A 23,984-nucleotide genomic window follows, 5' to 3' on the forward strand; every position below is an offset into this window, starting at 1 on the left:
CGGGCGCGGGATTTATCCACAGCCGGTCAGTGTGCAGTGGGCGATTGTTGCCGAACAGCGGTAGAATCCCCGCTCTTTAGTTATCCACAAGTGGCTGAGCTGTGCTTACCGAGTCCCGACGTCGCGCTTACTTGAGCGCCATGCAGGTGGTCAACTGGCTGCCCCGCACCGAACTGCCGTTTGCCGCGCCGTCGCGGCCCGAGCTGTTGCAGGCGCCGCAGCCCTATGAGGCGTTCGCACCTTCAGGCGAGGAAGCCGCCGCGCCGGTGGCGGTCATCAAGCCTGTGCCCGAAACGCGGCCGACGCTGGAGCGCACGAAGATCGAGGTGCCGCGCCCGTCACCGGTGGTCAAGGCAGTGGTCGCCGAAGACGCTGCCCCGGTGGCCAAGGCCCCGGTCGTGCCGCCGCCACGCTTTGCCCTGCAACTGCTGCGCGCCGGGCGTTGCCTGCTGCTGGTGGAATTGCCCACCGGCGAACGTTTCCAGTCGCGCGACCCGGCCTATCTGCTGCTCAAAGACATGCTGCGCGCCGCCGGCCTGCCCGACAGCCCGCAAATTGTCGGCGACCCGGTGCGCTGGCCACTGCTGGTGCGCGGCACCATGGACCAGGGCCCGGACGCCGCGCGGGATTTTGTACAGAGTTTTGTTGCGGCACGCCTGGAAGACGAGCCTTGCGTCTGCCTGTGGCTGATTGGCCTGCCCGCCGTGCGCTTTGCCGGTGAGGCGGACGCCGAAGCCTGGTACCGCGAACTGCGGGTTGAAGGCCTGGGTTCGGTATGGGCCCTGCCGGGCCTGGAATTATTAATGGAAGAGCCACAGCGTAAGGCTGATATCTGGCAAGCCATGCGCCGGCTGATGGCGCGCTGGAAAACAACCGATGAGTGAGGCTTTATCCTTCCGCCCGATGACCGAGGCTGACCTCGATGCCGTGCTGAAGATCGAATACGCGGCGTTCAGCCACCCCTGGACCCGTGGCATCTTTCTCGACGGGCTGGGCAAGTACCAGATCTGGCTGATGTTCGAAGGTGAGCAGCAGGTGGGCCATGGCGTGGTGCAGATCATCCTCGATGAGGCGCATCTGCTCAATATCACCGTAAAGCCGGAGAACCAGGGCCGAGGTTTGGGGTTGGCGCTGCTGGAGCATCTGATGTCCCGCGCGTATGCGGCCAATGCGCGGGAATGCTTTCTGGAGGTGCGTGACAGCAATACCGGGGCGTTCCGCCTGTATGAGCGCTATGGCTTCAACGAGATTGGCCGTCGTCGCGATTACTACCCAGCCGTGGGCGGCCGCGAAGACGCAGTCGTGATGGCCTGCACCCTGGTCGACTAAACACCGAAATCCATGTGGGAGGGGGCTTGCCCCCGATGGCAGTGGTTCAGCCAATACATGAGTTGACTGACACACCGCTATCGGGGGCAAGCCCCCTCCCACATTTTGAACTGCGTCGTCAGCGTTTGCCGTTGAGCGGATCCAGATCGGCCAGTTCGGCCTCATCCAACCCGTTCCCACCGCCAATTTCATCTTCATCGACGATGCTCAAGTCATAATCCGCCGCACTGTCTTCACCTTCCTCCCGTGCATCCCGCGCGCCGTCCTCATGGATCAGCGTTTCGGGGCTCATGTCATCATCGGTCGACTCATGGTCATCCGTCGAAGCCCCCGTCAGCCCGGCCTCGCGTACCCGTTCGTCGGGCATCAGGTGCTCACGTTCGCCGCGGGGTATTTCGTCGCCGATTTCCGCGGTCTGGTCTTCTTCATCAAAATCCAGCTCGCGCATCGAACCCATGCGGTCTTCGTTATCATCAATGGGTTCGGGCTGCGTAGCGCCGTAGGGACGTCGTGATTCAGTCATGGCCAATCCTCATACTGTGGGGCTTATAGTGTGTGGACAGGCTTTGCGCCGCAAAGATTCAAGCTAATTTGCGCAAGGCGTGACCTGGACGAAGGCTTGTCAGTCACAAAACTGCGCATCATTCCTGAGGCTTTCCCTGATGAACGAACTACAAGACCTGCTAGACAACAACGAACGCTGGGCGGATGCGATCAAACAGGAAGATCCCGAATTCTTCGCCAAGCTCGCCCGCCAGCAAACCCCGGAATACCTGTGGATCGGCTGCTCCGATGCGCGTGTACCGGCCAACGAGATCGTCGGCATGTTGCCCGGTGATCTGTTCGTGCACCGCAACGTGGCCAACGTGGTGCTGCACACCGACCTCAATTGCCTGTCGGTGATCCAGTACGCGGTCGATGTGCTCAAGGTCAAACATATCCTCGTCACCGGCCACTATGGCTGCGGCGGTGTGCGCGCCGCGATGCAGGACCGTCAGTTCGGCCTGATCGACGGCTGGCTGCGCACCATTCGTGATCTCTACTACGAAAACCGCGACGTGTTGGCCCAGTTGCCCACCGAAGAAGAGCGCGTCGACCGCATGTGCGAGTTGAACGTGATTCAGCAAGTGGCCAACGTCGGCCATACCAGCATAGTGCAAAACGCCTGGCACCGCGGGCAAAGCCTGTCGATCCATGGCTGCATCTACGGCATCAAGGATGGCCGCTGGAAGAGCTTGAACACCACCATCAGTGGCTTCGAGCAATTGCCGCCGCAGTACCGCCTGCGGCCGTTGGGCGAAGTCTAAGTCCGTTTACGCCCGCGCCACCGGGCCATGAAGGCCTGGCCTTCGGCATTCAACGGCTCCTTGCTGCCGGTGATCCAGCCCCGACAGTTCAGCTCGCCGCAATGGCAAGCGAACTGCCGGAACAGCGTGTCTTCGGTGGTGGCATAGTCGAGGGTCAACCGGGTGTCGACGGCGATGGGCTGGACCGTCCAGAGTTCCAGGTAAGTGGTGTCGAGGAACACATTCGGGTTGCAGGAATGCTGCAACAGGCCGCAGAACCAGGCGTCGTACAAGTGTATGCGTGGCGATAGCTGCAGCGTATGCGGGCGTTGTTCGCTGACGGCGTAGCCGGAAATCCTGGCGATGCGCGTGCGACTGTCGAACGTGACGCGGGCCTTTATTCCGGTTGTCCTCCCACCCGTGCCTTGCACGATCTGGAAGTGACCGGTCGAGGGGTAACCCTGATCGACGAGCAGCGTCTTGAATGGGTAAAAGCATTCGGTCACAGCCGCTTTGGCCTTATCCATGGCTCGGGTTTTCATGACTCTCCTGGGAGCGCTGCATGGACCTGCGGGGGTGGATCGACGGCCAGTCTTGCAGCAAATGGGCGCTGCTCAAGACTCGCCGAAGTCAGAGCCGATTTCTACTGTCAAATCTGACAGTAGAAATCCTGGGTGCTCCTCACAGCGCGGGCGGTGCGAGGGTTGGGGCAGGGGCTGCATTGCGCAGCTGCTTCAGCTGGTCTTTGATAGCGGGCGTGGCGCATTTGGCGTTGGCCTGCTCCGGGGTCAGGTTGCGCACCGAGGTGTAGAACAGTTCGCAGGTCTGCTCCTTGCGCGTGACCTGCCAGGTGTTCATGCACGCCTTGAGCAATACATTCGCGTCGCTGGCGGGTTTCTGGCCCATGCCGGCTTGCCAACAGGCTGCGCTCAGATCCTGACCCATCACTTTCAAGCCGGCCTCATCGGCCTTCTGCTCATTGCCGTCATACGTGTCCGGGCTGGCGGCGTACCAGATGTAGCTTGGGTGGTTGGCGCCGAGCACCGAGACCGGCCTGCCCGGCTCCGGGTTGATCTGCGCCAGGCCCAGCACTGCCACCGTTTGCCCGTATTGTTGCTTGATCCAACTGCGCACCGGCGCGCCGAAGGCCACCATCGGCAGCGAATCGCTGGGGCGCAGGCTCAGCTCCTTGACCATGCGGGTCTGGTAGTCGGTGAAGTAGCCGTAGACGGCTTCCAGGTCTTTCCCTGCATTGGATGGCGCGGCGATGGGGGCGATATCGATGATGGTCTGGTAGGCCGGGGTTTCGCTGGCAGGAATGCCATTGCTGGTGAGCAAGGTCGCCCAGCGGTCGGTGGTAGCCGATTCCAGATAATCCTGGGCCTGGGTCAGCGAATAATCTGGCGGAAAGTGCAGCAGCTCGATGCTTTTGCGGTTTTCCAGGGCCATGCCCAGCGGCAGGAACAAGTACCAGTTATAGGCCCACTTGCCGTCTCTGTTGAGCTGGCTGGCACCTTGGTAAGCCAGGTCTGCGGTATCGAGCAGCGTGGTCAGGGGCTGGCCGTAACCGTCCGGCACGCCGCTGAAGGTTGCCGCGACCTGGCCGTCATGCACCTTGACGCTGACCTTGGCGCGGCTGTAGCCGTCACGTTGCAGGCTCTGGTTCAAATAGTGCTCGGCGGTCTGTTCCAGCGTCCAGGGCCGAAAACAGATCACGTTGCAGTTGTTGGGAAACGCGAACAACTGGGTGACACGCTGTGTACTGCCCAACGGCACTTCGATGTCGGCCTGTACGACCGCACTGGCCAGCAGCGCAGCCAGGGTCAAGCACAGCCTGGTCGGTTTGAACATAATTGGTTCCTTGTCAGCGAAAGCCCGTCTGCGCGGGATGAAAGCCCACCCTCACACAGTAGCGGCTGACCAGGAAAACCGCGTGCTAAATCGCCGTGTGTGTCGCGATTGGATAAGTGAACCTACACGCTGAACTGCAAGGTATTGCTCAAATCCCCCATGGGTTTCTGGCCGCGCGCGATCATCGCGGCATCCCTTTGCTTGAGGCCGTCCAGGGTCTCCAGCTGAAACACGCGGGTGATCAAGCGCAGGATCGACGCGGTGTCGTAGAGCGTGTGGTCAACCGTGCCTTTGCGTGCGAACGGCGACACCACCAGGGCCGGAACCCGTGTGCCCGGGCCCCAGCGGTCGCCCTTGGGCGGTGCCACGTGGTCCCACCAGCCGCCGTTCTCATCGACGGTCACGACCACCACCATGTTGTTCCACTGCGGGCTTTCCTGCAGCAGCTTCAAGGCGCGGACGATATGGCGGTCGCCCGAGGCCACATCGGCATAGCCGGCGTGCATGTTCAGGTTGCCCTGGGGCTTGTAGAAGGTCACGGCGGGCAGCTTGCCGGCTTGGGCGTCGGCGAAGAACCTGTTGGTGCTCGACTCATCGCCCAACCCGCCGTCGCGCAGGCGTTTGTCGCGCTCGGCACGGTTCTCGGGGCCCTGCTGCTTGAAGTAATTGAACGGCTGATGGTGGTACTGGAAGTTCGGAATCTTGGGAATACCGCCCGAGTCCTTGAATTGCTCCAGGGTGGCTTGCCAGGCGCCAGCGTACCAGGCCCAGTCGATGTTCTTTTTCGAGAGCTTGTCGCCAATGTGTTCATGGGTTTGCGGCACCAGCACATTGGGCAGGTCCGGTTTGGCGTAGTCCGGGTTCTGCGGGTCGCGGATCCAGGTCGGCCAGTAGGGCGGAGCCAGCGTGTTGACGGCATAACCGTCCGGCGTCAAGGCGCTGGGGCCGAACTGCGGCGGGCCAGTCATGGCGCTGGCCGGCGAGGTGTCCAAGGGTTCGAGGCGCGTGTCTGTAGGGTCGTCGCTTTGCAGCGTGGCGATCTGCGCCTTGGCCACCGATTGCGCGGCATTCGGATAGATCGGTGCCGTGGCGCTGATCAGGTACTGATGGTTGAGGAACGAGCCACCAAACGCACCCTGGAAAAAGTTATCGCACAGCACAAACTCCTTGGCCACGTCCCACAGGCGCAGGGAATAGCGGCTCTGGGCGTAATGGCCCATCACCAGGCCACCGGAATCGCCCCAGGCAACGAAGCCGTCATTCTTGCCGCCGTTGATCTGCATCTGGTTCTGGTAGAACACATGCCACAGGTCGCGGGTCACCAGGCTCAGCGGCAAGTCCTGCGCATCCGGGCCCTTGAGGGCGAACGGGGCGTTGGGCAGGTTCTCCTGGAATTGCACGGCGCTCGGGTAGGTCACGCCATCCACGCTTTGCGGGCCCACCTGCAACACGCCGCCCCAGGTCGGGGGGAGGGTAGCCAATACGCTGCCATCGCGGTCGCGTTGTTGAACGTCAGCCGCCGAAAGCGCCGAGAGAGGTTTCTCCAGCCCGGGGAAGTCTGCAAACAGATTGTTGAAGCTGCGGTTCTCGGCGTAGATCACCACCACGGTTTTCACCGTGTCACGTAAGGCTTTATCCAGCTCCTGCGAGGTGAGTGGGCGCGGCGCGGGCTTTTCCGGTGCTTCGCCGGTATTGCCGCACGCACTCAGGGTCGCGCCCACGCCCAGTACCGCAGCGCCCCCCAGGAAGCGCCGGCGACTGCTGTCGACCGGCGGTTGGCCGACGGAATCCGTGGAAGGGCGGTCTACGTGCTCGTCACTCATTGCGCGGGAGTCCTTGGCGAGATGTTGCAAGATGTTTCGCAGGACGGTAGCAATGGAATGTGACGGAACAAAGACAGACCTATGATGAGTGGGCCGTGTCTACACCGCATAAGCGCTGCTAGACTGGCTTCCTGACACAGGCCGCCGAGGTGAACCGTGAAACCATCAATTGCACTTGATCTACAAAGAGCCGCTGTTAGAGAAGTGGTCGGGCGTTTTCGTATATCAAATCCGAGAGTGTTTGGGTCTGTATTACTGGGGACCGATCACGAAGGCAGTGACCTGGACCTGCTGGTCGACGCGCCGCCGGGGACGACACTTTTTGATCTCGGTGGGTTGCAGGTAGAGCTTGAAAGCTTGCTGGGCGTCAATGTGGATCTGCTGACCCCCGGTGATTTGCCTTTGAAGTTTCGCGCGAAGGTGTTGGCTGAGGCTCGTCCGGTATGACGGAAAATCGCCTTGGGGATTATCTGGAACACATCAAGCAAGCTTGCACTGACGCGATTACCTTTGTTGAGGGGTTAAGCAAAGAAGAGTTCTTGGAGGACAGGCGAACGCAACAAGCAGTGGTCATGAGCCTGATCATCATTGGTGAGGCGTCGACGAAAATCATGGACCGGCACCCCGACTTCGCTACAGAACATTCATACATTCCCTGGCGCAATATGCGCGCGATGCGCAATCGAATTGCTCACGGTTACTTCGATATCAACTTCGATGTCGTTTGGGACACGATACAAAGCGCATTCCCCGATTTGCTGGAGCGCCTTCCCCTCACTGAATGACCGTACCTACTGTAATAGCAGGTACCGTCGGTCGCTATTTTATGGCATCACCGGCGGCAAATACGTCAACGTCGTCCCCAACGCCCACAGCAGGAACAACACCAACGGCGTGTGCACCAGTAGCTGCACGAACGAAAACCCGATCAAGTCCCGCGCCTTCAACCCCAATACCCCAAGCAACGGCAGCATATAGAACGGGTTGATCAAGTTCGGCAACGCTTCGGCCGCGTTGTAGATCTGCACCGCCCAGCCCAGGTGATACTGCAAGTCATTGGCTACTTGCATAACGTAAGGCGCTTCGATGATCCACTTGCCGCCGCCGGAGGGGATGAAGAAGCCCAGCACCGCCGAGTACACGCCCATCAGCAGCGCGTAGGTGTCGTGGGACGCGATGGAGGTGAAGAATAGTGAGATATGGTGCGCCAGGGTCTGGCCGTCGCCGCCCTTGACCACGGTCATCAGCGCCGCAATCGAGCCGTACAGCGGGAACTGGATCAGCACGCCCGTGGTGGTCGGCACGGCGCGGGCCACGGCATCGAGGAAGCTGCGCGGGCGCCAGTGCAGGAGCGCGCCGACCATGATGAACAGGAAGTTATAGGTGTTGAGCCCCGAGATGGCGCTGATCGCCGGTTTGGTCGAGAACTCGTGGAACAGCCAACCGGCCGCCAGCAGCGCCAGCAGAATAGTCAGCAAGGGGCTGTGCTCCAGCCATTCGCCGGGTCGGGTCGGCGCCTGCGGCTTGGGCAGGTTGAATGCCGGGTCGACACCGCAGGCCTTGGCATCCCGCGCACTGTTCGGGCCCGGCGCGGTGGCGTAGGCGATGATCAGCGACACGATGATCAGCGCCAGCAACAGCACGCCGGATTGCCACAGGAAGATGGTCTCGGTAAACGGGATCATCCCGGTGATCGCCAGGATCGACGGCGGCAAGCTGGCCGGGTTGGCCTGCAACTGCGCGGCCGATGAAGACAACCCCAGCGCCCATACGGCACCCAGGCCCAGGTAGGCCGCAGCGCCAGCGGCGCGGTAGTCCATGCGCAAGTCCGTGCGACGGGCCAATGCACGCACCAGCAAACCGCCGAACACCAGGGACAGGCCCCAGTTGAGCAAGGAGGCCACCATGGAAATCAACGCGACCCAGGCCACCGCCGAACGGCCGTTCTTCGGGATGCGCGCCAGGCGGTCAATCAGCTTTACCGCAGGCGGCGAACTGGCGACCACATAACCACCAATCACTACAAAGGCCATCTGCATGGTGAACGGGATCAGGCTCCAGAACCCGTCACCAAAGGCTTTGGCGGCTTCGCTGGGCGCAGCGCCCATGCCCAGGGTCGCCACGGCAACGATGATCACGGCGAGGGCGGCGAACACCCAGGAGTCGGGGAACCAGCGCTCGGCGAAGTTGGAGCAACGCAAGGCAAATCGGGCATAGCGGCTTTCTTCGATAGCATCGGCCACGAGTCTTTCCTCTTGTATTTATTATGGGGATGGCAGTTTTTCGGCATGTTCCTCCAAGGTCATTGATTTGGGAATGTAGTTATCTTCATTGATCAATGAGTAAAACAAATATATCCGTCGCGATTGCCATCATCCGGTTCAACTCATAACCTGCACGCCATTTTGTTTGTCTGCCGAGCCCGTACATGACTGCCACCTTTTCGTCACAGGCGCAGCGTTTTTCCCGCTCCGACTACAAAACCCTGGGCCTGGCCGCCCTCGGTGGCGCCTTGGAAATCTACGATTTCATTATCTTCGTGTTCTTCGCGCTGACCCTCAGCCAACTGTTTTTCCCCCCGGAAATGCCCGAGTGGCTACGCCTGCTGCAGAGCTTTGGCATCTTCGTCACCGGCTATCTCGCGCGCCCGTTGGGTGGCATTCTGATGGCGCACTTTGCCGATCACCTGGGACGCAAGCGCGTGTTCAGCCTGAGCATCCTGATGATGGCCTTGCCCTGCCTGCTGATCGGCATCATGCCGACCTACGCGCAAATCGGCTATTTCGCACCGCTGATCCTGCTAGCGCTGCGCGTGTTGCAAGGCGCTGCGGTGGGCGGTGAAGTGCCCAGCGCCTGGACCTTCGTCGCTGAACACGCCCCGCGCAGCCATCGCGGTTATGCCCTTGGTTTTCTGCAAGCCGGCCTGACGTTCGGCTACTTGCTCGGCGCACTCACGGCCACCCTGCTTGCACAGGTTTTTACCCCGGCCGAGATACTCGACTACGCCTGGCGCTTGCCCTTCCTGCTCGGCGGCGTATTCGGCGTGATTGGCGTATGGCTGCGCCGCTGGCTCAGCGAAACCCCGGTGTTCCTCGAAATGCAGGCCCGCCGCCAGGCCGCTGCCGAACTGCCGCTGCGCACCGTATTGCGCGACCACCGCGCCGTGTTGCTGCCGGCGATGATCCTCACCTGTGTGCTCACGTCGGCTGTGGTGGTCCTGGTTGTCATCACCCCGACCATGATGCAGAAAACCTTCGGCATGAGCCCCAGCCACACCTTCGCCTTGAGCGCGTTGGGAATTGTGTTCCTCAACATCGGCTGCGTGCTGGCTGGCCTGCTGGTCGACCGCATTGGCGCCTGGCGCGCGGTGCTGGTCTACAGTCTGCTGCTGCCGGTGGGGGTGTTTATCCTGTATGCCAGCCTGATCAACGGCGGCGTCTGGCTGGGCGCGGCGTATGCCGTGGCCGGCTTGAGCTGCGGGGTGGTGGGCGCGGTGCCGTCGGTGATGGTCGGACTGTTTCCGGCGCATGTGCGCGTATCGGGGATTTCCTTCACCTACAACATTGCCTATGCGTTGTGGGCGAGCACTACGCCGCTGATGTTGATTGCGTTGATGCCCACTAGTCCGTGGATTTGCGTGGGCTATTGCGTGGTGATGGGGGCGGTGGGAGTGGGGAGCGTGGCGCTGTTCGGCAAGCGCCACACCTTGGCGGGCTGAGGTTCAGGTCAGAAAGTGCCAGAGCAACAACGTGCCGACCATCATCGAGGCCGGAATGCCGGAATATAGTTCGGCCAATGCCGCAAGCCCTCTTCAGAAAAGGCCAGCTGCGCCGATGCAGGTTAGACACCCACCTCACTTGCCATCGGTGCCCCATGTTCAATACCCGCCTGAAGCAGGAGCTGTCGGCTCTTCGCGAAGAATTGTCGAGCTTGCTCCAGGTCAAAGAGAGCCTGGAAAACGAAATGCTGTGTCTGACGCTCGGTCCTGATGGGCGGGTGGAGTGGGCGAATGCCAACTTCCTGCGGGAACTGGCCTACCCGTTGGGCGAGATTGTGGGGCGGCCGATCGAAGACCTGACGCCCGCCCACATCCGCCAGAACGAATTCCAGTTGCGCTTCAAGCATGCGCTGGCGCGTGGCGAACATTTCGCGGGTGCCGTGCGCCTGATGCGTGGCACTGGCAAAGAGGCGTGGCTACGCTCGATCCTACAGCCGGTGCGCAGTTCGGACGGGCGCCTCCTGCATTTTGCGATGTATTCCAGCGACCTCACGCGCACCATCGAGAGTTCGCGTGAACATGAAAACCTGATCACCGCGCTGATGCGCTCCACTGCGTTGATCGAGTTCGACCTGGACGGGCAGGTGCTCACCGCCAACGACCGCTTCCTCAACGCCATGGGTTACAGCCTGGCGCAGATCCAGGGTAAACATCACCGTATGTTCTGTGAACCGCAGGAATACAACAGCCCTGAGTATCAACAATTCTGGAAGCGCCTGAACGCCGGCGAGTTCGTCGCGGCGCGCTTCAAACGCGTGGACAGTCATGGCCGCCTGGTGTGGTTGGAAGCCACCTATAACCCGGTGGTTGACGCCAATGAGCGGCTGTACAAAGTGGTCAAGTTCGCCACGGTGATCACCGACCAGGTCAACCGCGAGCTTGCGGTGGCCGAGGCCGCCAACATTGCCTACAGCACCTCCCGGCAAACCGATGACAGCGCCCAGCGCGGCACCACTGTGGTGACCCAGGCGGTGGAGGTGATGCGTGATCTGGCCGAGCATATGCAGCGGGCCGGCGAAGGTATCGAGGCGTTGAACGCCCAGTCGCAAGTGATCGGCAGCATCGTCAAGACCATCAGCGGCATCGCTGAACAGACCAACCTGCTGGCGCTCAACGCGGCTATTGAAGCTGCGCGGGCCGGTGAGCAGGGACGTGGCTTTGCGGTGGTGGCCGATGAGGTGCGGCAATTGGCTTCTCGGACCAGCAAAGCCACCGAAGAAATAGTCGGCGTCGTGCGTCAGAACCAGGACATGGCCCGCGACGCAGTAGCCTTGATGGTTGGCGGCCGCCAGCAAGCCGAGCAAGGCCTGGCGCTGGCGGCGGAAGCGGGCACGGTGATCGTGGAGATTCAGGATGGCGCGCAAAAAGTGGTGAGCGCCGTCGGGCAATTTGCCAACCAACTGACGAACTGACTGATTAGGTTTTGTCCCTCAAAGCGCGCTCCAGCGCCGTGCGCGGTTTTGAATACAACAGCACTCAAATGTGGGAGGGGGCTTGCTCCCGATAGCAGTGTGGCAGCCAGCTATCTGTCGCTGATACACCGCTATCGGGGGCAAGCCCCCTCCCACATTGGTTTTGTAGTGTTTTCAGGTTCGTGGCATGCAGTCGATGGTGCGATTTAGAACGGTTTTGGCGATCTCCAGCAAATGCCACACGGCGTGGATCTTGGCTCGGTCGTGGGGTTGCAGATGGTCGCAACAGTCCCACATCGTGGCCGATGCGCTATGGATCAGATGGGAAATATAAAGTTGGGCATCTTCGAAGCTGAGTTCTTCATTGACGACGAGGCAATCCATGGGTGGATCGGGAAGTGCTTTGGTCATGGTGTGGCTCCTATTGAACAAGGGAGCGACCACCAACGCTGCTAAACGTAGGGTGGCAGCTGTACGCGGGTTAGCAGACCGGTCAATAGGAAACCAGCGCACCCGAAGGTGCCCCACGCACAGCCGCCATAATGCAGTGTGAACGTGTGCCTATTGAACTCAGGCTGCTAAACCCGATCACTGAAATTCAGTGACGGACCGAAGACTAGCCATCGATTCCAACAGGCACAAGGCGGCGGGGATTGTCTCGGAAACGTCCTGCAATTTAAAGGGACACGGCTTGCTGGCCCTTTACAAACCATGACCAAATGCCAGCAACGCCACATTTTTGAATGCATTCCAAGTCAAGATCGTTCCCACGCTCCTGCGTGGGAATGCAGCCCGTGACGCTCCGCGTCACCTGTGCGCTGGCGGGACGCGGAGCGTCCCAGGAGGCATTCCCACGCAGAGCGCGGGAACGATCAATCAGCGCCCGAGCATCTTCACCCAGCGCGACGGCGGCATGCCGTAGGCGCTGCGAAACTGCCGGGTCATGTGGCTTTGGTCGGTGAAGCCGGCGGTCATTGCCGCATCCACCAGTGGCAGGCCCTGGGCCAACAATTGGCGCACCAGGTCCAAGCGACGCATGGTCAGGTAGCGGTAGGGGCTGGTGCCGAACAGCAGGCGGAAATCCCGCGACAATGCCCAGCGGTCGCGCTCGGCGTGCTCGGCCATTTCATCCAGGGTGATGCTGCGGCCCAGGGCGCTGTGGATAAATTCCCGGGCGCGCTCGGCGGCGATGTAGTCAAAGGATTTGCGGCTGGTGATTGCGCCGCACGCGTCGCTCAGCGTTTGGGCCAGGTCGAACATCGCGTCCTGCTCCTGCATCGCGTCGATCGGGCAATCCAGGCTTTGCAGCAACACTTCGCTGGCGCGATGCAGCCGAGGGTCGGTGGACACACCGCCGGGTATGAAGGGCAACGGCTTGCCGCCGAGGATCTGCTGGATCAGCGCCGGCTGTACATAAATCATCCGGTACTTGAAGCCCTCCGCGCTGCCTGCGCGGCCGTCATGGACTTCATCGGGGTGAATGACCATGGTGGTGCCGGGCAAGCTATGGGTCATGCCGCCGCGATAATGAAAACTCTGCACGCCGAACAACGTGCGGCCGATGGCGTAAGTGTCATGGCGATGGGGGTCGAACGCAAAGCCGGCAAAGTACGCCTCGATACGGTCCAGGCCGCTGGCGTGCGGGGCGCGGTGCAGCCAGTCGAGGGTGTGGGTAGGGTTGCCCATGGTGACTTGTCACAAAAGGAGGTGGAAACACGTTAACCCAGTCTGTATGCCTTGTCTGCCGAGGTCTTGTACGATCGTGCAGAGGCTGGCGAGCCTTGGCAAGAAGCCTTGCTTTGAACTCGCCGCGCCACACAGGGCGGGTCAATCGCCCAGTGCTTCGCCTTCGCGCCGTGGGTCTGCACCGCCGCTGAGTGACACCTTGCCCTGAGCATCCCGTGTGCGAACGATCGCCTGGACGCCGCTGGTCATATCGATCTCGCTCAGCGCATGGCCCTTGCTCTTCAATGCTTGCTTCACGCCCGGGCTGAACAACCCGGCTTCCAGTTCGGTGGCGCCGTTGCGGCTACCGAAATTGGGCAGGCTGATCGCAGCTTGCGGGTCGAGTTTCCAATCGAGCATGGCCACCAGTGATTTGCTCACGTACTCGATGATCTGCGAGCCGCCCGGCGAACCCACCGTGGCCAGCAATTCACCGCTCTGACGATCGAACACCAGCGTCGGTGCCATGGCCGAACGCGGACGCTTGCCGGGCTGCACGCGGTTGGCGACGGGCTGGCCGTTTTCCTCGGCAATGAACGAGAAGTCGGTCATCTGGTTATTGAGCAAAAAGCCCTGCACCATCACATGGGAGCCGAACGCTGCTTCCACGGTGGTGGTCATCGAAACGGCGCCGCCCTGGTCATCCACGGCCACCACTTGTGAGGTGGAGATACGCAGCGGCGAACGGTCTGGCGCGTAAGCTACCCGGATGCCCGCCGGTTGGCCTGGCTTGGCCACGCCCATGCTGCGTTCACCGATCAATGCGGCGCGCTGGGCCAGGTAATCGGGGGCGATGAGACCTGCGACCGGCACCGGCGTAAAGTCCGCATCGGCCACGTAAAGTGCACGGTCAGCGAAGGCCAGGCGCCCGGCTTCAGCGATCAGGTGCACGGCCTCGGGCGTTGGTTCAAGCCCGGCGGGCGAGGTGCTCCGGATCGGCGTCATCGGCGCGATGGCCAGGCGTGGATCGCGGGCCTCCAACGCTTGCAACGTCCCGAGGATTTGCGCAACGGCGATCCCACCCGACGATGGCGGCGGCATGCCACACACCTTCCAGTGTTTGTAGTCGGTACACAGCGGTGTGCGCTCCCTGGCGGCGTAGCCCGTAAGGTCGGCCTGAGTCAGGCTGCCAGCGTTGCGATTGCCTTGCACCTTGCGCGCGATCTCATCGGCAATCGGGCCGTGATACAGCGCATCCGGCCCTTCCTTGGCGATGCGTTTGAACACCTTCGCCAGCGCCGGGTTCTTCAACAGCGTGCCGGTGGCTTTTGGCGACCCGTCGGCGTTCAGAAAGTAAGCGGCCATGTCCGGCGATTGCGCGATAAAGCGGTCGGCCGCGATCAAGCTGTGCAAGCGCGGGGAAATCGCGAAACCCTGTTCGGACAAACGAATCGCCGGTTCGAACAGCTTGGCCCATTGCAGATGGCCGTGCTGCTTGTGCGCCATTTCCAGTGCCCGCAATACCCCTGGCGTACCCACTGAGCGCCCGCCAATCTGCGCATCGGTGAATGCCATCGGCGTACCGTCGGCGTTCAGGAATAGCCGCTCTGTCGCCCCGGCCGGGGCGGTTTCACGGCCATCATAGGCGTGCACGTTTGCGCCGTCCCACAGCATGATAAAGGCGCCTCCGCCGATGCCGGAGGACTGCGGTTCCACCAGCGTCAGCACCGCTTGCATGGCGATCGCCGCATCGATTGCCGAGCCGCCCTGGCGCAACATCTCGCGCCCGGCTTGGGCGGCCAGCGGGTTGGCGGCGGCGGCCATATGACGTTCGGCGTGGCGGGGGGCGAGGTCGGTGCGATAGCCCGAACCCAGCTCCGGGGCGGGCGGTGGTTCATTGATTGCGGTGTGGCAGCCGGCCAGGGCGAGGGTGGTGGCAACTATTGCCAGTTGACGGCGGGAAATAAAAAGCACGCGCTGAACTCCGTTCATCTTGAGAATGATCTGGTCTTCCTGTCGGCAGACTTTAACGCACGAAAGACGGGGAGGGGCGAGCGGGCTGCTTTTTCTGGCTGAGCTTGTCGAGGCCTGGTTTTATTTCGCGACGCTGGAACCAAAGCCACGTAAACGCTCACAGCGTTACTGGTATTAAGCTATTTCTGGAGCCAGTTATGCACAGAAGACTAGACAATTTGCCCCACGCGCAGCTCAGTGTTATCAACTACTCCTCCACGCCCGACAAGGCCGCGGTGCCCACCCAGCAGTCACCTCGCTATCAATCGTTGACCCCCGCCTCAATGCTGTTTGATATCCGCCTAAAAGACGGACAGCTGGAACCTGACACGACCAGGGTGGCACGCGATATCGCTCTTCATCTCAACGCGCCAACCAAACACTTTGCCGCCGATGGCGCCAGCGCCGCAGGCACCTTGCGTGTCAGGGATGGGCGAGATTACCTGTTTCATATTCAGTCTACGCCCGCTGTCGCGGCGGTATTCAAAAGCAGCGTGCCCGATCCTGTCGGCGGCGACGGGGGCGTTTCGTCTTTTGACAGCCCTGGTCGCGGGCATTTGGCAAGCGTCAGCGGTGTACAGACGACGGTCGACGGCAAGCAGTTTCGTCTGGACGAACAGCGCGTGTATCGCTTCGAACCTCTCACCCTGTCGTGGTTGCCCGACCCCGACAACCAGGCCTACAGCCGTATTGGGCTGACCGGTGAGGGGCACTTGTCGAAAACACCCCAGGGGGCGCTGGACAGCAGTGCGCAAGGGCGCAGCTCGGTTGTATTGAGTCAGGTTCAGGGCGCGCCGGTGGTGCAGATTCAAGGTGCCGGGGCGGCGGATGTACGCCCGGTTGATGAGACCGGCGCGCCTGTGCAACTTACCCGAATCGGTTTGGCCGGCAGTACGCTGTATGGGGCCACGGTCGACGGCGAACTGCTGCGCGCGGACGTGCGCATGGCTCGGGACGGCGTGTTGCCGATGGCTGCGCAATCGCTCGAATCATTGGAGCAGGCGCTAAAGGGCGCTGTGCGTGTCGAAGGTTTCTTCCATGATGATGCCGGGCAGCTCAATGCCCAGGTTCGCGATGCCCGGCAGCAACTGCACAGTGTCCCCGTGAATAACGCAAGCGGGCTGCGCCCTCAGTGGAACCTGAGCGATGTGTGGGTCAAGGGCATCGAGAAAGGTCTGCCGTTGCCCAGCCAGCAGGCGTTGACGACCGCAGTCGACCTGGGCCCTCGCGGCAAGGTTGCGTTTGACGCAGGCGCGTTATTGAGCTGGGACGCGGCTGCGCAACGTTGGGATCACTCGGGGCTGCAGGGCGTCACACAGCTGGAGCGAGGGTTGGACGGACGTGCCTATGTACTGCAGGAAGGGCAGCTCAAAGCGGTGACCCTGCAAAAGGTGCGTGACCCTGTTTTCGAAGGGGCCAGCCATGAATTGAGCGCACTGCCCAAGCCGCGTCCTCAAGTGTCACTTGACGAGGTGCTGGCGGGCGATCCTCAGCGCCCTGTCACCGGATTCGCTATCGCTGACGGTCGCAACTTTGTAACCGTCGATAAAAACCATCAGCTTCAAGCCTGCGTGGATGGGGTGGTCAACCCGTTACGGCTTTCCCCCGCGCTCGCCATACAAACCCTGGCGCTTGATCATGAAGCGAGTCTTTATGCACACACCCAGGCGGGCGAATTGTTCAAGGCGGATCACCACGCCTGGCAGAGCCGCGACGGTGCCGCGCCAAGCTGGACCCAGATTGAATTACCGCAGGGCCAATCGCTGGACTCCTTGCGGATGGGAGCTGATAAGCATCTGGTTGGCGGATGGGATAAACAGTTCCATCGACTCGATAAGGCGGCCTTGGGCGCAATGGCGTGGGGGCCGTTGGCAGTGGCGGTGCAGCGGCCCTCATTGACCGATACGTTATCGGCCGCTCAGATACGCACGCCGATGGCAGGAGGCGCGCTGACGGCCACAAGCACGGTCGTGGGCCAAACCCGTGAAGGCGTGCCGCTCCAGCGCACGTTTTTCCAGGGACTCAATGCGCACTTTCATCCTCTGGAAGCCATCAGTGAGAAAGGCAAATCCATTCAACATCACGTAAACGGGCGCCGGGGGCTGGAGCACGTTTACGCTGACGATAAGCAACTGCACCAGCAGCTCGCATCGCTTTCCAAGAGCAAGCCGGTTGCCGCTGACCTGAATGCGCGTCTCGCCGCCCTGTGCGGGCCCGGGCCGCGCCAGGCATTGGCCATGCGGATCAGCCAGGCGTTGACGCAGGTAACAGAAAGCAGCCAGTCAAGCGCCCGCCTGTTAGGAGACGTACACGGGCTGGCGTTTGACCCACGGCCCACGCTGAGCCGAGCGCTGACGAGCCCTGAGTCGACGCTGCACCAACTGCATGAGGCATTCAAACGGGTCGCGCCTTCATCGCAGCCTTCAACGGCAGGCCTGCTGGCCAACTTCGAAGGTCAAGGATTGACGCTGCCCAAGTCGAAACCTGAGCGTAAACGCGATCTCGACCACCCTTCGGCCCTCGTCGAGGGCGACCTTATTCACCATGCCAATACGCTCAAGCAACTAAACGACCTGGCCCAGGAACTCGACAGCACTACTGGCCACAGCCCCAGTGCCTTGAAAAGAATCGAAGCGTCCATGGGCACTGTGATGAAAGGGTTTGATGACAGCCCTGTCCATAAACTGGCCAGCCAGAAAGTCGCCAGTTATAGCCAGGCGGAATCCCTGTATGACAATTTCAAGCTATTGGCCAAGGACCTTGGCACGCCGGGGTCTGCCTTGCATTGGCACCTTTCGGGCCTGCTGGGGTTGCCCGCCGAGGCGTCCATTACGCAGGCAATGACACAGCAAGTGCAGCAGATGGAAAGTGGTCAAACCCTTAACCCCAGCCGAACCCAGGGCGAAAGCCTGGGGCTGATGGTGACCGGTATAAAACCTGCGCCAGCCGTAGAGTTTTTTCTGGGAGCCTCCAAGTCTCATACGCATGGTGTGAGTATCACCCGTACCGACAAGGGAGCCAGGGTCCAGATCAGCCGCGACGATATGCGGCGCCTGGCCGGCTCCGTGGCCACGGGGGTGACGTTAGGGCGCGGGGGCGGTGCAGTGGGGCCCGGCCTGAGGGTTGCCGGTGAGTTGACGGCCGCCGTTGTGAAGAACACTGGATCGAACATCAGTTTCGATGTGAAGGAGTCGGACTTCGGCAAGATGATGTCGATATTGATGGGGCAGTCCGGGGGCTTTCACGACTTATTGGCGCTGGGAGAAAAAGGCGCAGCTGGCGAAAGCTCGAAACTCAGTGCTGACGTTAACCTGGATGGGCTCGCGCAACTGCGTTTGATGTACAGCCCGCAGGAAGACATCGCCGAGTTGGACTCAGTGATACGCGCCGGGATTGGAGTGATGGGTAACCTTAACCTTGCGCACACGGATAAAAGCCAAGCCACCACGCGCTCTGCGACGGGCACCAGCCGTGACCAGGCAAGCAGCGCGCAGTGGCTGAGGCAGGGCGGCGTGGGGGCCAACTTTGTGCCGATCAGTGCGCTGGCGTTGGCGGGCAGTGCCGGGGCCGGCGGGCCGGCGACGGTGGTTGCGGCCTCGGCGGACGTATCGGTCATGGTGAAATTTGACCGTGGGCAGTCACAGGCCTTCAGCTTTTCTTTCAAGCCGCCGCAGCCAGTGACTCAATCTCAGGTCGATGACATTCACAGCAGCCTGTCACTGTATTCCCCCCAGTTCAAACGGGACTTGGCCGCCGCTGACCCGTTGGGCGCGCAGGGCTCCCCAAAAGAACAACTGGCCAAGTTGCAGCAGTTTCTTTCCACTCATCCGGCATTGGCGACAAAGCCGGACGCTTATTACGCCATCAGTCAGTCGCTGGACACGTTGATGACCCAACAAGACTTGATGAACAAGGGGCTGCAGCAGTTGGCATCGGTCGAGTCTTCCGTCATGCGCGTGGGGTTACGCGATAACGGGCGGCATGACTGGTTGGACGATGTCGCGCCGGCCAACAAGGCCGCCATCGAACAGTGGCTCAAGGATGACCCGCAGTTTGCCCAGGTGATCGGTCAACTGCAGTGGGGTGAAGGGACTTCAGTGAGGCTTGGCATGGAACTCAAGCCAGAGGCTCTACGCACCATCGAGCGCAGCCTGCTTGCGGGCGCAGATACCGAGCCGCTGATCAAGCAGGCACTGGGAGGTCCGAACCACCTGCGCGTCAAAAGCATGAGCATGAGCTACACCGCGAGCCAGTCCCATGGCATGTCGGTGCCAGCCATGATGAATCTGAGTTTTTCCAGCAGCGTGGCCGTCAGCTATACGCAAAAACAGGTCAACGTCGACTTCGAGTACGGGGTGAATGCGGATAAACCGCTGCGGATGAACTTGAACGATACGCTGAGCAGCCTGCCTGGCCATGACCTGACGATCGACTTGGGGGACCTGCGCATAAGGACGCCGGCTTCCACCGCCTGAAAGGTAAACAGCGGGCATAAAAAAACGGCCTACCTTTCGGTAAGCCGTTTTTAGTACTTGGTGGCTACACAGGGACTTGAACCCCGGACCCCAGCATTATGAATGCTATGCTCTAACCAACTGAGCTATGTAGCCAAGTGGCGCGCATTATTCGCGTAGAACGGGAATGCGTCAAGAGGTTTTGTTAAGTTTTTTCTACGCTTTCAACTGTTTAACGAAAAACAGGCTGATTGGCGACGAGCGGCGGGGGGCTCTTCAGGCTGCGATTCTCGTGCTGTCGCGCTCATCAAGCGTCAATCGCGTTGGGCAGATATCCCTTTCGCCCAACGGTGTTGCTGTGGCGAGACTTACGGCAACGGGTTGCGCGTCACGCGTTTGAGCTGTTCGCGCGCTCGCGACAAACGTGAGCGTACCGTGCCGATGGGGATGTCCAACGCATCGGCGGTGTCCTGATAGCTACCATCGGTCTCGAGCGAAGCGTAAAGCGTTTTGCGCATTTCTATCGGCAGGTGGTCGATGGCGTTCAGGGTCTTTTCAAGCCGTCGGTTGACTTCAAACTCCCAGTCCAGGCTGTTGTGTTCTTCCTGGCCATGCCACAACGATTCATCGAACTCGCAATGCACCGGTTTGGCATACATGCGCCTGAAGTGGTTGCGGATCAAATTCTGCGCAATTCCGCACATCCAGGTGCTGAGTGTGGCCTGCCCGCTGAAACGCTCTCTGTTGCGCCATGCTTCCAGGTAAGTCAATTGCAGGAGATCGTCCGCATCTTCAGGGTTGAGCACGCGTTTATGAATGAAGCGTCGCAGTTTTTTTTGCTGGTCGTCCGTCAGCTGGACCATGAACTGAGGCGAATTGCCGACGAGGTGAACTAGATCGCCAATAGGTATTTTCATGTTGTTTTTCCTCCGGGAAGGCTCGATCGAAATGGTTTCGATAGGGACCCCTTTTGCACCGGCTGTGCCAAATGGGAAAAACACACAACTTATTGATTTATATAGATATATATTTTCTGTTGGGGATTTTTTGTGCCGTAACTTGCAAAGAAGACGATCTGGGTGTGCGGGTATTTTCATACCCCTCGCCGTGAAATGTTTTGATGGAACTGAACCGCAGCGGCTTGCCACATAGGGACACAAACTTCCCATTCTGGCCCGCCCATGAAAGTCGAATCCTTCAACGATGTGCAGCAGATCCAACCTGCGGACAAACCCAGTGTGAGCACTGTCGATGTGCCAATCCGTTCGCAGGGCTTAGATGACATCGCGCAGATTTTCAGCGAAGAAGTGGCGCTCAACGCACAGGCCCTGGGCCGGCGATCCATTGGCACAAAAGTTTCGCCTGTCGCAGAATTCGTGCAGCTCTATGAACAACTGGGTCACCCCGGCCTGGCCACGCTGGAAACCGTTGTTCGTCGGCTTCGGTTCGAGTTGCTGCGCAAGCCCACTGTCGAAAAATTGGTGAGCCATGCCGGGGGTGACCCCGCGCGTGCCTTCGTGGTGCTTCAATTCATCGCCCTCGAAGCGCAAAACAATGGGCTGACAGTAGAAGAGGGCCTGGCGCGCGGGGCCTTGAAAGCGCTGAGGCAGGATTTCGGCGGGCACATCCAGGCAGGCCTGAATATCGCCTTGGCATTGAAGGAGGCCAGCGCTGACCCGCAGGAGCGTCAGGACGTGCGTGCGCTTTATTACGCCTCCGTGGTCGTTCGCCAATCCTTGGCGTTGATGCTGCAGACGCTGTTGAAGATGTACGGCTTAACGGCGTTTTCCAAAGGCGTCGATCTGATGACGCAGGCGCTGAACGGCGATATCGCGGCGCACACCCAGTCGGTGCCCACGGAAAAATTGCACCTGCTGCTTAAGGGGTTGGCGCAGTGTCGTCAATTGCGCTCGGTGCTGGGCAACTGTGATGCGTTGATCCGGCGCCTGAACGTCGATCTGGAGGCGGTGGATTTATTGCAGCGTTTTCTGGGTTATGCCAGTACCGGTATTGATGCGGCCGAGGTGCAAAGGCTGGCCAGTGAGTTTGGGGGGACGCTGCTTGCCGCTCGTCTGCGCTCGCTTAATGAATTGGCCACGGAAGTAAAAAGTCTGCCCAAGGCCTGGTGGCTTGATGCGCAATCCCAGGCTTCTGCCGTGAAAGTGTTCAAGGACGTCATGGTTGAGTGGGCGCGCGAAGAGCGCGGCCATCAGACGTTTTCCGGCGAAACGAGGACGTCCGGGTGACACTGCTGTCATCGGTCAATGGCGTGCTGCTCAAGGTGGCGCGGCGTGCCGAAGTGCTCGGCGCGGTGGTGGTCCTGGCCATCGTGTTTATCTTTATCGTGCCGCTGCCTACATGGCTGGTGGACATTCTGATCGCGTTGAACATCTGTATTTCCTGCTTGTTGATCGTACTGGCGCTGTACTTGCCGGGGCCGTTGGCGTTCTCGTCGTTTCCATCGATCCTGCTGTTGACCACCATGTTTCGCCTGGCCCTGTCGATTGCCACCACACGCTTGATTCTGCTGGAGCAGGACGCGGGCGATATTGTGGAAGCGTTCGGTAATTTCGTGGTGGGCGGCAACCTGGCGGTGGGGCTGGTGATCTTCATGATCCTGACCATCGTCAACTTCCTGGTGATCACCAAAGGTTCGGAGCGGGTCGCCGAAGTGGCTGCCCGCTTCAGTCTGGATGCGATGCCGGGCAAGCAGATGTCGATCGACAGTGACCTGCGCGCCGGGTTGATCGATGGTACGCAGGCTCGCGACAAACGTGAGCAGTTATCCCGCGAAAGCCAGCTGTTCGGGGCCATGGACGGGGCCATGAAGTTCGTCAAGGGCGATGCCGTTGCCGGCCTGATCATCGTGGTCATCAACCTGCTGGGAGGCTTTTCTACCGGCATGTTCCAGCACGGGATGAGCGCGGGCGAGTCGATGGCGCTGTATTCGGTACTGACGATCGGCGACGGCCTGATCGCACAGATTCCCGCGCTGTTGATCTCCCTGACGGCCGGCATGATCATTACCCGAGTGGCGCCGGACGGGCGCAAGGGCGTCACCAACATGGGCGCCGAAATTGCCCGGCAGATGACCAGCGAACCCAAGAGCTGGATGATCGCGTCGGTGGGCATGTTGGCCTTCGCCACGCTTCCCGGCATGCCTACCGTGGTGTTCATTCTGATTTCGCTGATGACCGGCTCCCTGGGGTACTACCTCATGCGCCAGCGTCAGCGCGAGGACTCCCCGGCGGCATCGGACGAAAAAGCGGTCCGTCCGGAAGAGAACGGCAGTGAAGACCTGCGTGGCTTCGACCCGTCACGGCCGTATCTGCTGCAATTCAATAGCCAGATGTACGGGGCCCCCGAGGTCATCGACATCGTGCAAAAAATTCGTCAGGCCCGAAATGCGCTGGTCGCCAATATCGGGCTGACGCTACCCCCGTTCGAAGCCGAGTTCAGTGAGGCGCTGGCCGTCGACGAGATGCGCTTTTGCGTGCATGAAGTTCCGACCGTGACGGCGACCCTCAGCGACCGTGTTGCGGTTGAATACGCCTCCTTGGCGCAGCCCCCGGACAGGGGCGATAGAGGCCTGGCCGAGCGGGACGAGGCGGACTGGCTGTGGCTCGACCCTGATGATCCATTGCTCGATGACCCCCAGATTGAGCGTTTCAGCGCCCAGAGCCTGATCATCGAACGGATGAAGCGGGCGATGTTGCTTAGCGGACCGCGGTTTCTCGGCATCCAGGAATGCAAGTCGATCCTCAGTTGGCTTGAACACAACCAGCCGGAGCTGGTGCAAGAGCTGCAGCGCATCATGCCGCTTTCGCGTTTTTCGTCGGTGCTGCAGCGCCTGGCGAGTGAGGGTGTGCCATTGCGCGCCGTACGTTTGATCGTCGAGTCATTGATCGAGTACGGCCAGCATGAGCGTGAACCGGATGCCCTGGCCGATTACGCACGGATCGCCCTCAAGTCGCAGATTTTTCATCAGTACAGCGAAGCCGATGGCCTGCATGCGTGGCTGCTGTCGCCACAGACCGAGAACATCCTGCGCGAAGCGTTGCGCCAAACCCAGAGCGGGGTATTTTTCGCCCTCGATAACGACAGCAGTGCGGCCTTGGTCGGGCTGCTCAACCAGGCCTTTGTGCTAAGACCGAAAACCAAGAGCGTGTTGTTGGTTGCCCAGGATCTGCGCAGCCCGTTACGGGCGCTTTTGCTGGATGAGTTCAACCATGTGCCGGTGATGTCTTTTGCCGAGCTGGGGAGCAACTCCAAGGTCAAGGTATTGGGCCGTTTCGACCTGGGCCAGGACGAACCAATGCGTGGGGCGGCGGCATGAGCGCGTTATTTTTATCCGGATCGAGGGTCGCCCCATG

At 60.7% G+C, this 23,984-nt stretch carries 19 protein-coding genes and 1 tRNA gene; 10 read left to right on the forward strand and 10 right to left on the reverse strand.

Features of this window, described 5'->3' with window-relative positions:
• Positions 1 to 140: 140 nt before the first annotated feature.
• Positions 141 to 884 (forward strand): energy transducer TonB, encoded by a 744-nt coding sequence (locus C4J91_RS03410; RefSeq protein ID WP_124365097.1) that lies wholly within the window; start codon positions 141 to 143, stop codon positions 882 to 884.
• Complete coding sequence (rimI, locus tag C4J91_RS03415) at positions 877 to 1,329, forward strand: ribosomal protein S18-alanine N-acetyltransferase (protein WP_003188286.1); 453 nt, start codon at positions 877 to 879, stop codon at positions 1,327 to 1,329. The genes C4J91_RS03410 and rimI overlap by 8 nt, the downstream gene beginning before the upstream one ends.
• Positions 1,330 to 1,447: 118 nt before the next feature.
• Here rimI and C4J91_RS03420 read toward each other — a convergent pair whose 3' ends face one another.
• Positions 1,448 to 1,852, reverse strand: a complete 405-nt coding sequence (locus C4J91_RS03420; protein WP_124361158.1) for a serine kinase/phosphatase — start codon at positions 1,850 to 1,852, stop codon at positions 1,448 to 1,450.
• Between the two features lie 139 nt (positions 1,853 to 1,991).
• Between C4J91_RS03420 and can the strand changes: the two genes are divergently transcribed.
• Positions 1,992 to 2,636, forward strand: a complete 645-nt coding sequence (gene can / locus C4J91_RS03425; RefSeq protein ID WP_124361159.1) for a carbonate dehydratase — start codon at positions 1,992 to 1,994, stop codon at positions 2,634 to 2,636.
• On the opposite strand, the gene C4J91_RS03430 is transcribed toward can, so the two are convergent.
• The 3 genes from C4J91_RS03430 to acpA form a co-directional block, all read right to left on the reverse strand.
• The gene (locus C4J91_RS03430) at positions 2,633 to 3,157 is read right to left on the reverse strand and encodes an SET domain-containing protein-lysine N-methyltransferase (RefSeq protein ID WP_124361160.1); all 525 of its coding nucleotides are present in this window, start codon (positions 3,155 to 3,157) and stop codon (positions 2,633 to 2,635) included. The genes can and C4J91_RS03430 overlap by 4 nt on opposite strands.
• Before the next feature lie 139 nt (positions 3,158 to 3,296).
• The gene (locus tag C4J91_RS03435; RefSeq protein ID WP_124361161.1) at positions 3,297 to 4,466 is read right to left on the reverse strand and encodes a hypothetical protein; all 1,170 of its coding nucleotides are present in this window, start codon (positions 4,464 to 4,466) and stop codon (positions 3,297 to 3,299) included.
• A 122-nt stretch (positions 4,467 to 4,588) separates the two neighbouring features.
• Positions 4,589 to 6,289, reverse strand: a complete 1,701-nt coding sequence (gene acpA / locus C4J91_RS03440) for an acid phosphatase (protein ID WP_124361162.1) — start codon at positions 6,287 to 6,289, stop codon at positions 4,589 to 4,591.
• A gap of 156 nt (positions 6,290 to 6,445) precedes the next feature.
• On the opposite strand from acpA, the gene C4J91_RS03445 reads away from it, so the two are divergent.
• Together C4J91_RS03445 and C4J91_RS03450 are read left to right on the forward strand one after the other, a co-directional pair.
• Positions 6,446 to 6,736 (forward strand): nucleotidyltransferase family protein, encoded by a 291-nt coding sequence (locus C4J91_RS03445; RefSeq protein ID WP_124361163.1) that lies wholly within the window; start codon positions 6,446 to 6,448, stop codon positions 6,734 to 6,736.
• Complete coding sequence (locus C4J91_RS03450) at positions 6,733 to 7,074, forward strand: DUF86 domain-containing protein (RefSeq protein WP_124361164.1); 342 nt, start codon at positions 6,733 to 6,735, stop codon at positions 7,072 to 7,074. Before C4J91_RS03445 ends, C4J91_RS03450 begins: the two co-directional genes overlap by 4 nt.
• Positions 7,075 to 7,113: 39 nt before the next feature.
• Here C4J91_RS03450 and C4J91_RS03455 read toward each other — a convergent pair whose 3' ends face one another.
• Entirely contained in the window at positions 7,114 to 8,532 is a 1,419-nt protein-coding gene (locus tag C4J91_RS03455) for a short-chain fatty acid transporter (RefSeq protein ID WP_124361165.1), read from the reverse strand.
• Between the two features lie 185 nt (positions 8,533 to 8,717).
• Between C4J91_RS03455 and C4J91_RS03460 the strand changes: the two genes are divergently transcribed.
• Complete coding sequence (locus tag C4J91_RS03460; protein ID WP_124361166.1) at positions 8,718 to 10,007, forward strand: MFS transporter; 1,290 nt, start codon at positions 8,718 to 8,720, stop codon at positions 10,005 to 10,007.
• Positions 10,008 to 10,162: 155 nt separating this feature from the next.
• Positions 10,163 to 11,479: a PAS domain-containing methyl-accepting chemotaxis protein gene (locus C4J91_RS03465; protein WP_124361167.1), complete on the forward strand. Its 1,317-nt coding sequence runs from the start codon at positions 10,163 to 10,165 to the stop codon at positions 11,477 to 11,479.
• A 174-nt stretch (positions 11,480 to 11,653) separates the two neighbouring features.
• Here C4J91_RS03465 and C4J91_RS03470 read toward each other — a convergent pair whose 3' ends face one another.
• From C4J91_RS03470 to ggt, 3 genes are all read right to left on the reverse strand, one after another.
• Positions 11,654 to 11,890: a hypothetical protein gene (locus C4J91_RS03470; RefSeq protein WP_124361168.1), complete on the reverse strand. Its 237-nt coding sequence runs from the start codon at positions 11,888 to 11,890 to the stop codon at positions 11,654 to 11,656.
• Positions 11,891 to 12,355: 465 nt separating this feature from the next.
• On the reverse strand, positions 12,356 to 13,165 hold the full coding sequence (locus tag C4J91_RS03475; protein ID WP_124361169.1) for an AraC family transcriptional regulator: 810 nt from the start codon (positions 13,163 to 13,165) through the stop codon (positions 12,356 to 12,358).
• Between the two features lie 141 nt (positions 13,166 to 13,306).
• The gene (ggt, locus tag C4J91_RS03480; protein WP_372238298.1) at positions 13,307 to 15,118 is read right to left on the reverse strand and encodes a gamma-glutamyltransferase; all 1,812 of its coding nucleotides are present in this window, start codon (positions 15,116 to 15,118) and stop codon (positions 13,307 to 13,309) included.
• Between the two features lie 197 nt (positions 15,119 to 15,315).
• Here ggt and C4J91_RS03485 point away from each other — a divergent pair, with 197 nt between their 5' ends.
• A complete protein-coding gene (locus tag C4J91_RS03485) occupies positions 15,316 to 19,632 on the forward strand; it encodes an AvrE-family type 3 secretion system effector (protein ID WP_124361171.1) in 4,317 nt (1,438 codons plus the stop codon).
• Positions 19,633 to 19,690: 58 nt separating this feature from the next.
• On the opposite strand, the gene C4J91_RS03490 is transcribed toward C4J91_RS03485, so the two are convergent.
• Together C4J91_RS03490 and C4J91_RS03495 are read right to left on the reverse strand one after the other, a co-directional pair.
• A tRNA-Met gene (locus C4J91_RS03490) sits at positions 19,691 to 19,767 on the reverse strand.
• Positions 19,768 to 19,979: 212 nt separating this feature from the next.
• Positions 19,980 to 20,528 carry an RNA polymerase sigma factor gene (locus tag C4J91_RS03495; protein ID WP_124361172.1) on the reverse strand — a complete coding sequence of 183 codons (549 nt, stop codon included), beginning with the start codon at positions 20,526 to 20,528 and terminating at the stop codon, positions 19,980 to 19,982.
• Positions 20,529 to 20,792: 264 nt separating this feature from the next.
• Between C4J91_RS03495 and C4J91_RS03500 the strand changes: the two genes are divergently transcribed.
• Both C4J91_RS03500 and sctV read left to right on the forward strand, forming a co-directional pair.
• Positions 20,793 to 21,857, forward strand: coding sequence for an HrpJ domain-containing protein (locus tag C4J91_RS03500; protein WP_124361173.1), 1,065 nt, complete (start codon positions 20,793 to 20,795; stop codon positions 21,855 to 21,857).
• A complete protein-coding gene (gene sctV / locus C4J91_RS03505) occupies positions 21,854 to 23,947 on the forward strand; it encodes a type III secretion system export apparatus subunit SctV (protein ID WP_124361174.1) in 2,094 nt (697 codons plus the stop codon). Before C4J91_RS03500 ends, sctV begins: the two co-directional genes overlap by 4 nt.
• Positions 23,948 to 23,984 lie beyond the last annotated feature (37 nt).

The organism is Pseudomonas sp. R3-52-08, from assembly GCF_003851745.1.
Taxonomy (GTDB): Bacteria; Pseudomonadota; Gammaproteobacteria; order Pseudomonadales; family Pseudomonadaceae; genus Aquipseudomonas.